The following is a 13,930-nucleotide window of genomic DNA, read 5'->3' on the forward strand; positions in this document are numbered from 1 at the left end:
AGTCCTGTGCCATCCCGCTTCCGATTCATCCGCTACAGGCTGCTAAGGCGCAAGTCAGTCACGCGGATACATTGGTACAAACGCTGCGATATCGCTAGATCTGCCGATCTGATCCGAGGCTATGCTGCCGGTCGCATCTGTCGGTTAGCGGTGCGCAAGCGCTTGAGCACGGCTGTCGTCAAATGCCGATAAGTAGAAGAATAAGTTGTGCCGACGTGGATTGTTTGCGCGAACAGGCGTGTGGTCCCGGTGCGCGCAACCGCGCCTATCGGCTCAAAAGGAGTCGTTAACTTCCGCCCGACATGGCCTCTGCGATCGCTTTGCCTGTGCTGATACCGGAGAAGAAAGATGAAGAAGAATGCATTGCTGCTGATAGCCAGCGTGGCCGCCGCCGCTTCCGCCGGGCCCGCCTTTACCCAGTCCTGTGCGTCGCCCGTGCGCATTCCAGAGAACTCCAACGGTCATCACACTGTCAGCGGCACTACCTGCGCTCCCGCGATCAACCAGCTCGGCACCTTATGCGGCGCGTTCAATTCGCCCGAGAACGACGTCATCTACCGCTTCACAATCGATCCCCCTATACGTACCTCCGACACACTCAGCTTGTCGACGACAGATCCGACCTGGAATGCGGCGTTCCTGTACCTGTCGGGTTCGTGCGGCGGTGGTGTGAACTGTTCTGACGTGAGCGACAACTTCGGTGCTGGCGGTACCGAAACCATGTTGACTCCCCATGCCTCCGGTGCGTATTTTCTGATAGTCACATCCAGCCCGGGCGCGGGGGGCTGCGGCGCCTATACCGTAGATGCCGGCGGACGCCTTCCGGTAACATTGCGCAGCTTCTCGATCGATTGATGGCGGAGCTACCGGCAACCCGTAAAACCTATCCGCGCGGTCAATTTCTCAAGGCAAAGCGGTTAGGGGTGGATAGTACATTTCAGTCACTTTCAGGGGGTTGTGATGGTAAAAAATGCACTTATGCTTATTGCAACATTGCTGGCGACCGCATACACCGGTTCCGCAGGCGCACAGTCCTGTGCCTCGCCCGCAACCATTCCCCTGGTCGCCAATATGCACCAGGTAAGCGGCACGACCTGTGCGCCGTCGGTCAACCAGCTGGGCACGCTCTGCGGCGCATTCAACTCGCCGGAGAATGACGTGATTTACCGCGTCAACAAAGACAGTCTGACGGCTACGACGATTGCGCTGACGACGCCGGATGCGGGCTGGAATCCCGCATTTCTGTGGTTGTCAGGATCTTGCGGCGGCGGTGTTGCCTGCGCGGAAGTCGGCGACAACGCTGGTGCTGGCGGAACAGAGACCATGACGATTCCAGCGCCTCTTGGCATCTACTATCTGGTCGTAACATCCAGTCCGGGCAGCGGTGGTTGCGGTGCCTATACGATCGATGCGCCGCGGATTCCGGTGACTTTGAAAAGCTTCAATATCGACTGAAGCGGCGATCCAGGCCCACAAAAAAACCACCGGTAACGGTGGTTTTTTTGTGGGCAGAAAGCCGGTGCGAGTAGCCGGGAACTGACTGCTACTTGACCAGCTCAGCCTTGTCGATCGTGATCGCGATCTTGGGCACATCGCCCGGCAGCGGGCCCTGGGCCGAGGTTTCAACGGCCTTCATCTTTTCCACTACGTCCAGGCCGCCGACGACTTTGCCGAATACGGCGTAACCATAGGTCATGCCGCTCTGGTCGCTGACATAGTCCAGGCGTTTGTTGTCGACCACGTTGATGAAGAACTGCGCCGTGGCCGAATGCGGGTCGTTGGTGCGGGCCATCGCCACCGTGCCCTTGAGGTTGGACAGGCCATTGTTGGCCTCGTTCTGGATCGCCGGACGCGTGCGCTTCTGCGTCAGATCCTTGGTGAAGCCGCCGCCCTGGATCATGAAGCCGTTGATCACGCGGTGGAAAACGGTGCCGTTGTAGAAACCGTCCTTGGTGTACTGGAGGAAGTTTTCGACTGACTTGGGCGCCTTGTCCGGATACAGCTCGATGGTGATGTCGCCCATCGACGTATGCAGAACAACCTGGGGATGGGCGGCCTTGGCCGGGTCTGCGGCGACGGCGGCTTCAGCCGGCTTGGCGTCGGTCTTGGGCGCGGCGGGCTTGGCTTCCGTCTTGGCCGCGGCGGGTTTGGCTTCGGTCTTGGGCTTGTCCTGGGCGACGGCCGACAGCGGCAGCAGCAAGGCGAAGGCGAGCAGATAGGGCTTCAGCACGAAGAGACTCCTGAAAGTAGGGGGAACAATGATACGCGGCGCAGCCGGTGCGGGGCAGGGCGCGGCGCGAACGCGGCTCTGACCGGATGTATGCCAGCAGGTTCCGCGTGGGAAAGGCTGGCCGCGGTCAGAATTTCTCCGCGGCGCGCAGTTGCAGTTTCACGCCCAGATCTTTCAGGTATTCGCGCTCCTGGTCCAGATCGGTCACGGTCAGTGGATGCTGTTCCAGCCATTCGCGTCCGAGCTTCAGTTCGAGGCTGCGCTCGTCCGCGCGTACCGACAAGGCCGGCAGGCGATCGGCGCTGCGGGCACGATGCAGCAACACGGCCAGGCGCAGCAAGGCGGTGATGCGCGCGGCAGTCCGGCGCGAACGGTCGGGCAGCGCAGCCAGCGCTTCCTGGTCAGGCTTGCGCCGGTGACAGCGCAGGACGGTGGCGAGGAAATCCTGTTCCTGCCGTGTGAAACCGGCCAGGTCCGAATGCCGCACCAGATAGGCACCGTGGACGTGATGCTGGCTGTGTGCAATGGCCAGGCCGATCTCGTGGATGCGCGCGGCCCAGCGCAGCCAGTCCAGCGCGTCGGCATCCAGATGCCAGGCATCGGCGGCCTGGTCGAACAGCAATTGCGCGGTGGCTTCGACCCGGCGCGCCTGGGCCCGGTCCACGTCGTAGCGGCGCATCAGCGCTTCGACGCTGGCGGTGCGCGGATCGCGTTGTTCGGCGCGGCCGATCAGGTCGTACAGCAGGCCTTCGCGCATGGCGGTTTCGCAGACTTGCATCTGCAGCAGACCCAGCGCAAAAAACGCGGCTTCAAGAATGGCGACGCCGCCGGCGATCACGCTCTGGCGTTCTTCCGACAGGCCGAGCAGGCGGATCTTGTCGATACTGCCCGCCGTCAGCAGTGCGTCGCGCAGACGCTCCAGGCTGGACACGGTGATGCCGCCGTCGCTCCAGCCATTGGCCTGCACAACGTTGCCGATGGCGCGAATGGTGCCGGAAGAGCCTATGGTTTCGCCCCAGCCATGGGCGCGGTAGTCGGCGGCGAACTGCTGCAGTTCGACACCGATCTCGGTCTGTGCCTGACGCCAGCGCTTGGCGGTGAGCTTGCCGTCGTCGAAGAAACGCAGCGTGCTGGCGACACAGCCCATCTGCAGGCTTTCGGTCTGCACCGCTTCCATGCCGGCACCGATGATGAACTCGGTACTGCCGCCGCCGATATCGATGCACAGACGGCGCTCGCGCGATTCGGGCAGGCCGTGCGCCACGCCGAGATAGATCAGGCGCGCCTCCTCGCGTCCGGAGACGACTTCTATCGGGTGGCCCAGCGCCGTTTCCGCGGGTAGCAGGAAGGCGTGCGGCACGCTCATGCGGCGCACGGTGTTGGTGGCGACCGCGCGTACGCGTCCCGGCGGCAGGGCGCGCAGGCGCTGGCCGAAGCGGGCCAGGCAGGCCAGCGCGCGATCGCGCCGCGCACTGTCGAGGCTGCCATCGCGATTCAGGCCGGCAGCCATGCGCACGCTGTCGCGCAGGCGGTCGATCACACGCAACTCGCCGTGCTGATAGCGCGCCACGACCATATGAAAACTGTTCGATCCCAGATCGACCGCCGCTAGCAGTTCGCCGTCCTGGATGGGCTTCTGGCCGTTGGGCAAGGGAACCTCGGCAGCTGGTAGTCCGGCGGATTCTGCCACGCCTGTCGCAGGCAATGGCGAATCCGCCGCGCGTACTACATGCACAACTGGGCCAGCAGGGACAGCTGGGCCGAATGCGGCATCTCTTCGCCGGGCTCGGTGCGTATGTAGCTGCCGTCGGCCTGCAGCAGCCAGGCCTGGGTATTGTCGGCGAGGAAATTCGCCAGCGCCTCGTCGTAGACGCGCTTGGCCAGTTGCGGATCGTCGATGGGGAAACAGGTTTCGATCCGGCGCAGCAGGTTTCTTTCCATCCAGTCGGCGCTGGCGCAGTAGATTTCCGCTGCGCCGTCATTGGCGAACCAGTACACGCGGCTATGCTCGAGAAAGCGGCCGATGACGGAACGTACGCGGATATTTTCCGATACGCCCGGAATGCCTGGTCGCAGTGCGCAGGCACCGCGCACGATAAGGTCGATCTGTACGCCGGCGCTGGATGCGGCGTAGAGCTGCTGGATCACGCCGGCTTCGTTCAGTGCGTTCATCTTGGCGATGATGCGCGCGGGACGGCCGGCCTGGGCATGGGCCATTTCCCGCTCGATCTTCTGCAACAGCCCCTTGTGCAGGGTAAACGGCGACTGCAGCAGACGCTTGAGCTTGATCGCCGTGCCCAGCCCGGACAATTGCTGGAACATCTTGTGCACGTCCTCGCCGATGTCCGCATCGGCCGTCATCAGGCCGAAGTCGGTATACACGCGCGAGGTGATCTGGTGGTAGTTGCCGGTAGATAAATGCACATAGCGGCGAAGGCGGCCTTGTTCGCGCCGTACGATCAGCAGCATCTTGGCGTGGGTCTTGTAGCCGACCACACCGTAGACGACCTGCACGCCCGCTTCCTGTAGTCGATTGGCGAGGCGGATATTCGCCTCCTCGTCGAAGCGCGCACGCAGCTCGACCACGACCGTCACGTCCTTGCCGTTGCGTGCCGCGTCGATGAGGTGGTTGACCAGCGGGGAATGATCGCCGACGCGGTACAGCGTCTGCTTGATCGCCAGCACGTCGTTGTCCTGGCTGGCCTGGCGCACCAGTTCCATCACCGCAGCGAAGGACTCGAACGGATGGTGCATCAGCACATCCTGTTCGCGCACCACGTCGAGCACGCTGGTCACGTTGGCCAGTGCCGGCGCCACGCGCGGACTGAATTTGGGGAACTTCAGGTCAGGCCGGTCGACCTGGTCGTAGATCGCGTTGATGCGATTGACATTGACCGGGCCGGCGCAGCGATAGATGTCCTGTTCGGTCAGGCCGAAATTGGCCATCAGCATTTCGGTGATGGACTTCGGACAGGTTTCGGCGATTTCCAGCCGCACCGGATGCGCATAGCCGCGGCCGATCAGTTCGTCCGACAGCGCCGTGGCGAGGTTTTCCACTTCGTCCTCGTCCACCACCAGTTCGCTGTTGCGGGTGACGCGGAACTGGTAGGAGCCTTCCACGCGCATGCCCGGGAACAGCTCGTCGATGAACTGCTGCAGGATGCCCGACAGAAAGACGAAGTCGTACGGCGACTCGGCCACTTCGGCCGGCAAGCGAATGATGCGCGGCAGCGAGCGCGGCGCGCGCACCAGGGCCATGTGTCCTTCGCGGCCGAACGCGTCCTTGCCCTTGAGCACCACGGCAAGATTGAGGCTCTTGTTGAGGATGCGCGGAAACGGGTGGGCCGGGTCCAGCCCCAGCGGCGACAGCACCGGCAGGATCTCGTTCTGGAAGTAGCCTTGCAGCCAGCGTTTCTGCTTCACCGTCCACTTGTCGCGGGTGACGAAGCGGATGCCTTCTTCGCCCAGCGACGGCAGCAGAACATCGTTCCAGAAATCGTACTGCGCACGCACCAGTTCCAGCGAACGGGCGCGGATACGCGTTAGCAGTTCGACCGGCGCCATGGCGTCGGGGCCGGGCATGGGCGTGTTCAGCAGCAATTGCTGCTTGAGTACGGCGACGCGCACTTCGAAGAACTCGTCCAGGTTGCTGTTGGAGATGCACAGGTAGCGCAGGCGTTCCAGCAGCGGCACGCGCTCGTCCTGAGCCAGGGCAAGTACGCGGAAATTGAATTCGAGCTGGGCCAACTCGCGGTTGATGTAGAGCGCAGGATCGCTCAGGTCGCGGGTCAGGTTGCCGGTGAGCAGGGTCATTGCAATTGCCTCAGTTGCTCGTTCGCATGCTGCGGCGACAGGCCGAAAAGGCCCTGGCGCCGGACCAGATCCTGGCCCGCCGGGCCGAGGACGTAGCGTAGAAAGGCTGCCGTTGCCGGGTCGGCCCGGCCGTCGGCGCCGTGGTTGAAATACAGATACAACGGTCGTGCCAGAGGATAGCGTCCGGAAATGACGCTTGCCGCATCGGGCAGCACGGCGGCTTGGTCGTGCGCCGGCTGCAGCGCGACCAGCCGCACCAGGCCGTTGGCATGGGCCAGGCTGGCGTAGCCGATGGCACGGGGGTGCTGCGCAACCGCGGCGACCACGGCGCCGGCACCGGGGAACTGCACCACGTCGGCACGGTAGCTGCCGCCGCAGAATGCGGCATTCTGAAAAAATTCATAGGTACCCGACGACGTATTGCGGCCCAGGCGCAGCAGCGCCTGCGGTTGCACGGTGTTTACGTCGAGCTGGTCCCAGCGCAGCAGGGGTGTGCCGGCGCAGCTGCCGCCGTCGGCCCAGATCTGGGCCAGCTGCGCCAGGCTGAGCTGGGACAGCGGATTGTCCGGATGGACGAAAACGGCGACGGCATCGAAGCCAATCTGTACCTGGCCGGGCGAGCTGCCGCGGCGTGCGCGGTAGGCGGCCTCCTCGGCGGGGTTCATGCTGCGGCTCATCGGGCCCAGGTCGGCACGGCCTTCGGCCAGCGCGGGCAGGGCAGCGGCTGAGCCTGGTGTCTGGATCTGGAAGCGCAGCTGCGGCTGCTCCTGTGCATAGGCCTGGGCCAGTGCCTGCATCAGTTCGCCTAGAGTGTCGGAACCAACGCTGGTCAATTGCGCAGCTGTGGCCATGGTCGCTGCACTGGTAAGCGCCAGCAGCAGCACGACGCAGCGGGCCAGCCAGCGGCGGCGGTGCATCAGCCCAGTTCCTCGCTGGTAGCCGGCTGCAGCGCGCGTTCGTTGTCGAACACACAGGCGAAGGTGCTGCCGACGCCAACTTCGCTCTCGATGCACAGCTTGGCCTGGTGCAGCTGCAGCACGTGCTTGACGATGGAAAGCCCCAGCCCGGTGCCGCCGGTATCGCGCGAGCGGCTGCTGCTGACACGATAAAAACGTTCGGTGATACGCGGCAGATGATTGGGCGCAATGCCCTGGCCGGTGTCGGTGACGGAAAATACCGGCTGCTCGCCGCGCAGTTCCCAGCGCAGCTGGATACGGCCGCCGGCCGGCGTATAGCGCACGGCGTTGCTGACCAGGTTGGAGAAGGCGCTATGCAATTCCTTGGGCGAGCCGCTCAGATCGAGTTCGCTGCGGATTTCCATCACGATCGTGTGGCGGCCCAGGCTGAGTGCTTCCGCTTCGCGGCGCAAGGTCTGCATCATGCCCGGCATGGAGACGCGCTCTTCCGGCAGGCTGTCCTGTGCTTCCAGGCGCGAGATGGTCAGCAGGTCTTCCACGATCTGGGTCATACGCCGCGACTGCGTGCGCAATTCCATCAGCATGGGTTCCAGCTCTGGCGACTGGTCCGGCTCGATCAGGTCGAGATAGCCGTGCACTACGGTCAGCGGCGTGCGCAGTTCGTGCGAGACGTTGGCGACGAAATCGCGCCGCATCTGCTCCAGCTGCATCAGCTTGGACATGTCGCGCGCGACCAGCAGGCGCTGGCCCTGGCCGTAGGGAATGATGCGCAGGCCCAGCCGCAGCGCGTCGTCGCCAGGCGCCGGCACGTCCATCAGCGGTTCGCTCCAGTCGCCGCCCTGCAGCCATCGCGTCACACGTGGAGAACGCACCAGATTGGAAAAATGACCGGACAGGTCGTGCGGATAGCTCAGTCCCAGCAGACGGGTGGAGGCGTCGTTGAACCAGAGGATGACGCCGTCGGCGTCGAGCACTACGGTCGCATCGGGCAGTGCAGCCGCGGTGTTGCGGAATGCCCGCAATACCTGCACCAGGCGGCGGCGGCGCTCGGTATCGCTGCGCTGGCGGCGCAGCTGGATGCGGTAGAGCGCGCCCCACAGGCCGGCATCGTCCACCGGCGCAAGGCGCGAGCGGCCCTGCAGCCAGTGGCCGAACTGGCGCAGGCGCCAGAGCAGGTAGACCAGTGCAGCCAGGGTGGCGGCGAACAGCCACCATGCCAGCCCGCCCAGGGCCAGGCCCAGCACCAGTGCCAGCAGCAGGCCGCCGCTGATGCGCCAGAGGCTGACCTGCAGTGCTCGATCCAGGCGCGCGTTCATGCGGCCGGCGGCGCGGCGGCGGGGGCGCTCAGGGCGTTACCGAGAAGCGATAGCCGGCGCCGCGTACGGTCTGCACCAGGTTTTCCAGTTTGTACGGCTCCAAGGTCTTGCGCAGGCGGCGGATATGCACGTCGACCGTGCGTTCTTCCACATAGACGCTGCCGCCCCAGACCTGGTCCAGCAGCTGGCTGCGCGAGTAGACGCGCTCGGCATGGGTCATGAAGAAATGCAGCAATCGGTATTCGGTAGGGCCGATCTGCACCGACTGCTCGCCGGCATAGACGCGGTGCGCGGCGCCGTCGATGCGCAGGCCGCCCTGCTCGATCACGCCGTCGCCTTCGTCGCCGTGGGTGCGGCGCATGACAGCCTTGATGCGAGCGATCAGCTCGCGCGCGGAGAATGGCTTTACCACGTAGTCGTCGACACCGGCATCCAGTCCGTTGACCCGGTCGCCTTCCTCGCCGCGGGCGGTGAGCATGATGATGGGAACTTCGCGGGTCAGATCTTCCTTGCGCAGACGGCGCGCGTATTCCAGGCCGCTCATGCCCGGCAGCATCCAGTCGAGCAGGATCATGTCGGGTACGCGCTCGGCAATGGCGGACTGGGCGATACGCGCGTCGGCAGCATGGACCGGATCCATGCCGGCCTTGCGCAGGGCGAAGGCGACCATATCGCGGATCGCCGTTTCGTCTTCAACGATAAGAATGCGTTTTTGCACGGTTGTCCGCAGGTTGCGCCGCGGCGCGACGCTTTCATGACAGCGGCTTATTCCAATGCAGGATTGTTACGCTGGAATGACACCGACGTACAAGAGTCTGAATCCTGGCAGGAAAAAGCGGGCGCAAGGCGGCCCTGGTCCTTCGGTTTGATGCCCCTGCGACGCAGTTCCAGCACGTACGGCGTCACTTCGGTAATACGTGCTTCGATGCGTGCGCGCTGGTAATAGTCCAGATCGCGGCGTTCGGTCAGCGTACGCAGCTGGTTCATGGCGTCTTCGAGGCGACCGCTGAGCAGGGCCACGTCGGCATAGGCCTCGGCGGCGCGAATCTTGTCGCCGCCCAGTTCAGCGGCGCGGGCAAATACCCGGTAAACCTCGGGATCGTCGATTTCCTCGGCCATCATCGGCCGCAGCAGATCCTGCGCGCGGCGTCCGCTGCCGGCCTTGCCGTCTTCGATCAGGGTCTGTGCGTAGGCCAGGGCGATGGCCCGGTTAGCCGGCGAATTGGCGATCAGGCGTTCGTAGCGATTGAGTGCATCGGTGCGGCGGCCGGCCTGAGCTTCGGTCTGCGCCAGGGCGAGCTGGTAGGGCAGTATGGTGGGCGATTCCTCGGCCAGTGCGGCCAGCAGGGCGCGTGCGGCTTCGCCCTGGCCCAGGCGCCACAGGGCGAGTGCATGGCCGTACTTGGCCGCGGCCTCCGCCACGCTGCCGGCTTCGCGCCGGTTGCTGGCGTAATAGCTGACCAGCGAGCTGGGTTGATCGGCAGCCAGCACGCGCGCTCTCTCGCGCATCAGGGCGAAATACAGGCCGTCGCCATGGATGGTGGCTTTGACTTCAGTTGTGCTCAGACGCGGCAGCGGCGCCAGTTCGTCCGGCCGGGTCGGTGGCGACCAGTAGCCGGTTGGTGCGGGCAGGCTGGTTGTGGAGGCGCGGACGAGCTTCTGCTCGGCGGCCAAGGCATCGGCGCGCGCCTTGGCGTCGCTGATGCGGTCGGTATTCACCGGGTGGGTACGCAGCAGGTCGGGAATGCCGCGGTCGCCGGCACCCGGGCGCAACGTGCGCTCCATGCGGGCGAAGAAACTGGCCATGAATTGCGGGTCGTAGTCAGCCCGGGCCAGGGTCTGGATGCCGACGCGGTCGGCTTCGATTTCATCCTTGCGGGTGAAGTTGATCTGGCGCTGCTGGATCAGCGAGGTGCCGGCCACCAGCGCCGCCTCGGCCCCGTCGCCGGCCGAACCCTGGGCTGCGATCATTGCGCCGAGCATGGCCAGCGCGATCGGTAACGAGGATTTCTGCGAATCCTCGAACGCGCGCAGCAGATGGTCCTGGCTGATATGCGCCACTTCGTGCGCCAGTACCGCGGCCACTTCGCCTTCTTCCACTGCGGTAGTGATGAGGCCGGCATTCACGCCGATATAGCCGCCCGGCGCGGCGAAGGCGTTGATGTTGGGATCGCGCACAACGAAGAAGGTGTAACTCTGCTCGGGCTTGTCGCTGTGCGCGACCAGGCGAAAGCCCAGGGTATTGATGTAGTCGACCAGCAGCGGGTCGTCGAGGATCAGGTTCAGCGAGCGCATTTCGTGCAGCATGCTGGCGCCGTAGTCGCGCTGCTGCTGCGGCGACATGATGGCGGCGGCGGAGCTGCCGATGTCGGGAAGTCGCACGCCCGATTCGCGCGCGCCGGCTATGCCGGTAGCGCAAAAACTGAGCAGGACAAGAAACCAATTGCGCATGGCCTGGACGTCGTGCGGGGGAAGGAAGATAGCTGCGACACCTTAACCCAGCCCGGGTTCCGCGGCCACGGCCGCAGCGTCGCCGTTCATCGAAGGTTGCAGCCTGGGCCGCCGCGCCCGGCAACCGCGGGCACAGCGGCCCGGCGGCGGCAGCGCCACCCTTGCCGAAACCGTTTCAGCCCCCACAATGCGCAGGAGCTATGGCGGCCGCAGTCTACCCGGCGGCGCCGATCAGGAGAAAAGCGTGGCTACTGTAGAAATGTATACAACGGCGATCTGCCCTTACTGCATCGCCGCCAAGAGCGTGCTTAAGTCCAAGGGGCTGGAGTACCAGGAAATTCGCATCGACAGCGACGCCGGCAAGCTCGCTGAGATGCTTGCCCGCAGTGGAGGGCGCCGCACGGTGCCGCAGATTTTCATCAACGGCGTACATGTCGGCGGGCATGACGATCTGGTCGCCGCCGATCGCAGCGGCCGCCTGGCGCAGATCCTGGAGGGCGCGGCATGAGCGAGGACAAGGTCAGGCAGTTCACCGATTTCCGCAAGCGCATGAACGAGCGCATCCTGGCCGAAGACAATCAGGTCGTGCGCCGCTTCTTTGCCCTGGACACGCAGACCTACAAGGCTGGCGCGCTGGACGTGAAGACCAAGGAGATGCTCGGCCTGGTCGCTTCCATGGTGCTGCGCTGCGACGACTGCATCGCGTACCACGTGGCGCAATGCAAAGAGGTTGGCGTCGGCCGCGACGAATTCTTCGAGATCTTCAGCGTCGGTCTGGTAGTCGGCGGCTCGATCGTGATTCCGCATCTGCGCCGTGCGGTCGATTTCCTCGATCAGCTGGAGTCCGCCGAGGTTGCGGCACCGCCCCAGCACGATCACGGCCAAGTCTGAACCCCGGCGCACAGAGACATTGAGCCAGACCTATGGCCGGGTTCAGCGTTTCTGTACGCGCAGCAGCTGTACCGGCGTGCGGTCCGGCGCAAAGCCGTCGAGGCGGTTGATATCGATGGAATCGAAATCGGCGATCAGCGCGCCGGCTGCATCGGTCAGGCGGCAGCGTCGCGGCGGCGCCGCGCGGGTCAGTTGCGGCTCGCGCTCGCAGCTGAGCATGGAGCCGTCATCGCCGCTGAGGCGATAGTTCGCCGCGGCGACAAAGCTGTTTGCATTCAGGCGCAACTGGCGCGCACTGCGCGGCTGGCCCGGCGTTGCGCCCAGCAGCACCCAGTCGCCATGCCACGAGGCGCCATCGGTCTGGTCGGCAAACGGCAGGTGGGCCAGTTCTATCACCTGCAGACGCAGCAGCGGCTGAGTCTCGCCTTGTTCGTATTGGCCCAGCCAGGCCGTCGCGCGGCCGTTGCCCTGGAAATCCATGTGCAGCAGCGCGCTGTCGGCAGCAGCGTCCGGAGTCGGCTCTTCCGGGTTGCCGTTGCCCGCGGCGACCAGGTCGATCTGGGTCGTGCGGCTGCGCAATTTGCTGGTGCCGAAATACCAGATCGGACTGCCTTTGCGCGTTTTGCCCAGCACGGCCACGGCCAGGGTATAGCCCTGCACTTCAAGGCTGAAGCCGGTGCCGGCCATCGGGTTGGTCGCATCGGCCAGCGGCAGCGGCCACCACAGCCCGGCTGTCGGCAGTGGGCGCGGACCGTCGCCTTTGCCGATCAACGCGAAGCCGCGCAATTCTGCTGCGGCCGTGGCGCTGTTGGCAGTCCGTACGCTCACGCGCAGCGGCATATCCGGCCAGCGCTTGCCCACTTTCGGCGCGAGATCGACTTCGATGTCGAACGGCATCGGCGTACGTGCGCACAGCGGTCGTTTCGAGCGCAGTTCGATATTCAGTTCGTTGCCATCGAGGCTCACGGTTTCCACGCTGGGCAGGCAGGGCGTGGGCCAGTTGCCTTGCAGGCGCAGGGCGATCTTGCCCTCCAGTGCCTCGATACGCAGTTCCGGGTTGCGGCTGTAGGGCGCGAATGGCTGCTGTGCCCGTGCCGGATTCGCCAGTGCAAGGACCAGGGCGAAGCAGGCGCTGGCGGCATGACTCAGGGCAGCCATTGACCTTGGTCGCATACGGCGGTGGTTGTTCACTGGGAAGGCATCTCCGATAATGCGGAGTTTTCTATCTATCCGGCAAGTCGTATTTGGAGCATTGCATGAGCAAGACTATTGCCGTTATCCGCGGCGACGGCATCGGCCCGGAAATCATGAACGCCACTTTGCGCGTTCTTGACGAACTGAAGACCGGGTTGAACTACGAATTCGTCGACGCAGGCATGGCGGCACAAGAGCGCTGCGGCGAACTGTTGCCGCAGGCGACCATGGAATCCATCGCGCGCCATCGTGTCGCGCTCAAGGGACCATTGACCACGCCGATCGGCGGTGGTTTCTCCTCTCTGAATGTGGAATTGCGCAAGCGCTTCGACCTGTATGCAAACGTACGCCCGGCGATCACCATTCCCGGCACCAAGGCACGCTACGACGGCATCGACCTGATCACCGTACGTGAGAACACGGAAGGTGCCTACGGTTCCGAAGGCCAGACCCTTTCCGAAGACGGCGACACTGCGCACTCCCAGATCAAGGTGACGCGCCGCGGTTCCGAGCGCATCGTGCGCTATGCCTTCGAGCTGGCACGGCGCCAGGGGCGCAAGAAAATTACCGTCGTACACAAAGCCAATATCATGAAGACCACCTCGGGTTTGTTCCTAAAGGTGGCGCGGGAAGTGGCTGCGGAATATCCGGAAATCCAGTGCAACGAAATGATCGTCGACAACTGCTGCATGCAGCTGGTGATGAATCCGCAGCAATTCGACGTTATCGTGACCACCAATCTGTTCGGCGACATCATCTCGGATCTTTGCGCCGGCCTGGTCGGTGGCCTGGGCCTGGCTCCGGGCGCGAATATCGGGACCGAAGCGGCGATCTTCGAGGCCGTGCACGGCTCGGCTCCTGACATTGCCGGCAAGGGCGTGGCTAATCCCTGTGCGTTGCTGCTGGCAGCCTGCCAGATGCTGGGGCACCTGGGCCTGGAAGATCAGGCGCAACGCGTACGTGCGGCGATACGCGACGTGCTGGCGCGCAAGGACCGGGTCACGCCCGATCTGGGCGGCAACGGCAGCACCGCCAGCTTCGCCGACGCACTGATCGACAGCCTGCGCGGAAGCTGAGCTGCGAAGCGAACCATGAACAAAAAACGGCGTGCCGCCAGG

13 protein-coding genes are annotated in these 13,930 nt (G+C 64.4%); 5 read left to right on the forward strand and 8 right to left on the reverse strand.

Annotated features, from left to right (window positions below):
* Positions 1-348: 348 nt before the first annotated feature.
* Positions 349-855 (forward strand): hypothetical protein, encoded by a 507-nt coding sequence (locus DFR29_RS13725; RefSeq protein ID WP_133819173.1) that lies wholly within the window; start codon positions 349-351, stop codon positions 853-855.
* Positions 856-960: 105 nt separating this feature from the next.
* Entirely contained in the window at positions 961-1,455 is a 495-nt protein-coding gene (locus DFR29_RS13730; RefSeq protein ID WP_133819174.1) for a hypothetical protein, read from the forward strand.
* Between the two features lie 88 nt (positions 1,456-1,543).
* On the opposite strand, the gene DFR29_RS13735 is transcribed toward DFR29_RS13730, so the two are convergent.
* The 7 genes from DFR29_RS13735 to DFR29_RS13765 form a co-directional block, all read right to left on the reverse strand.
* Positions 1,544-2,230 (reverse strand): peptidylprolyl isomerase, encoded by a 687-nt coding sequence (locus tag DFR29_RS13735; protein WP_133819175.1) that lies wholly within the window; start codon positions 2,228-2,230, stop codon positions 1,544-1,546.
* 127 nt (positions 2,231-2,357) lie between these two features.
* Positions 2,358-3,881 (reverse strand): Ppx/GppA phosphatase family protein, encoded by a 1,524-nt coding sequence (locus DFR29_RS13740; protein WP_243746057.1) that lies wholly within the window; start codon positions 3,879-3,881, stop codon positions 2,358-2,360.
* Between the two features lie 74 nt (positions 3,882-3,955).
* Complete coding sequence (ppk1, locus tag DFR29_RS13745) at positions 3,956-6,043, reverse strand: polyphosphate kinase 1 (protein ID WP_133819176.1); 2,088 nt, start codon at positions 6,041-6,043, stop codon at positions 3,956-3,958.
* Positions 6,040-6,960, reverse strand: coding sequence for a phosphate ABC transporter substrate-binding protein (locus tag DFR29_RS13750; RefSeq protein WP_133819177.1), 921 nt, complete (start codon positions 6,958-6,960; stop codon positions 6,040-6,042). Before DFR29_RS13750 ends, ppk1 begins: the two co-directional genes overlap by 4 nt.
* Positions 6,960-8,276, reverse strand: coding sequence for a phosphate regulon sensor histidine kinase PhoR (phoR, locus tag DFR29_RS13755; protein ID WP_133819178.1), 1,317 nt, complete (start codon positions 8,274-8,276; stop codon positions 6,960-6,962). Before phoR ends, DFR29_RS13750 begins: the two co-directional genes overlap by 1 nt.
* A 28-nt stretch (positions 8,277-8,304) precedes the next feature.
* Positions 8,305-8,994: a phosphate regulon transcriptional regulator PhoB gene (gene phoB / locus DFR29_RS13760; protein ID WP_133819179.1), complete on the reverse strand. Its 690-nt coding sequence runs from the start codon at positions 8,992-8,994 to the stop codon at positions 8,305-8,307.
* A 47-nt stretch (positions 8,995-9,041) separates the two neighbouring features.
* A complete protein-coding gene (locus DFR29_RS13765; protein ID WP_133819180.1) occupies positions 9,042-10,727 on the reverse strand; it encodes a M48 family metalloprotease in 1,686 nt (561 codons plus the stop codon).
* Between the two features lie 244 nt (positions 10,728-10,971).
* On the opposite strand from DFR29_RS13765, the gene grxC reads away from it, so the two are divergent.
* Together grxC and DFR29_RS13775 are read left to right on the forward strand one after the other, a co-directional pair.
* Entirely contained in the window at positions 10,972-11,235 is a 264-nt protein-coding gene (gene grxC, locus DFR29_RS13770) for a glutaredoxin 3 (protein ID WP_133819181.1), read from the forward strand.
* The gene (locus DFR29_RS13775) at positions 11,232-11,618 is read left to right on the forward strand and encodes a carboxymuconolactone decarboxylase family protein (RefSeq protein WP_133819182.1); all 387 of its coding nucleotides are present in this window, start codon (positions 11,232-11,234) and stop codon (positions 11,616-11,618) included. The genes grxC and DFR29_RS13775 overlap by 4 nt, the downstream gene beginning before the upstream one ends.
* 42 nt (positions 11,619-11,660) lie before the next feature.
* Here DFR29_RS13775 and DFR29_RS13780 read toward each other — a convergent pair whose 3' ends face one another.
* Positions 11,661-12,776 carry a hypothetical protein gene (locus tag DFR29_RS13780; protein WP_133819183.1) on the reverse strand — a complete coding sequence of 372 codons (1,116 nt, stop codon included), beginning with the start codon at positions 12,774-12,776 and terminating at the stop codon, positions 11,661-11,663.
* Between the two features lie 98 nt (positions 12,777-12,874).
* Here DFR29_RS13780 and DFR29_RS13785 point away from each other — a divergent pair, with 98 nt between their 5' ends.
* Complete coding sequence (locus DFR29_RS13785; RefSeq protein ID WP_133819184.1) at positions 12,875-13,888, forward strand: isocitrate dehydrogenase; 1,014 nt, start codon at positions 12,875-12,877, stop codon at positions 13,886-13,888.
* The last annotated feature ends 42 nt before the right edge of the window (positions 13,889-13,930 follow it).

The sequence above is a fragment of the Tahibacter aquaticus genome, assembly GCF_004363655.1.
Lineage (GTDB): Bacteria > Pseudomonadota > Gammaproteobacteria > Xanthomonadales > Rhodanobacteraceae > Tahibacter > Tahibacter aquaticus.

Coding starts and splice junctions, on each gene's coding strand:
- DFR29_RS13725 (WP_133819173.1), top strand. CDS start 349: ATGAAGAAGAATGCATTGCTGCTGATAGCCAGCGTGGCCGCCGCCGCT.
- DFR29_RS13730 (WP_133819174.1), top strand. CDS start 961: ATGGTAAAAAATGCACTTATGCTTATTGCAACATTGCTGGCGACCGCA.
- ppk1 (WP_133819176.1), bottom strand. CDS start 6,043: ATGACCCTGCTCACCGGCAACCTGACCCGCGACCTGAGCGATCCTGCG.
- DFR29_RS13750 (WP_133819177.1), bottom strand. CDS start 6,960: ATGCACCGCCGCCGCTGGCTGGCCCGCTGCGTCGTGCTGCTGCTGGCG.
- phoR (WP_133819178.1), bottom strand. CDS start 8,276: ATGAACGCGCGCCTGGATCGAGCACTGCAGGTCAGCCTCTGGCGCATC.
- DFR29_RS13765 (WP_133819180.1), bottom strand. CDS start 10,727: ATGCGCAATTGGTTTCTTGTCCTGCTCAGTTTTTGCGCTACCGGCATA.
- DFR29_RS13775 (WP_133819182.1), top strand. CDS start 11,232: ATGAGCGAGGACAAGGTCAGGCAGTTCACCGATTTCCGCAAGCGCATG.
- DFR29_RS13780 (WP_133819183.1), bottom strand. CDS start 12,776: ATGGCTGCCCTGAGTCATGCCGCCAGCGCCTGCTTCGCCCTGGTCCTT.
- DFR29_RS13785 (WP_133819184.1), top strand. CDS start 12,875: ATGAGCAAGACTATTGCCGTTATCCGCGGCGACGGCATCGGCCCGGAA.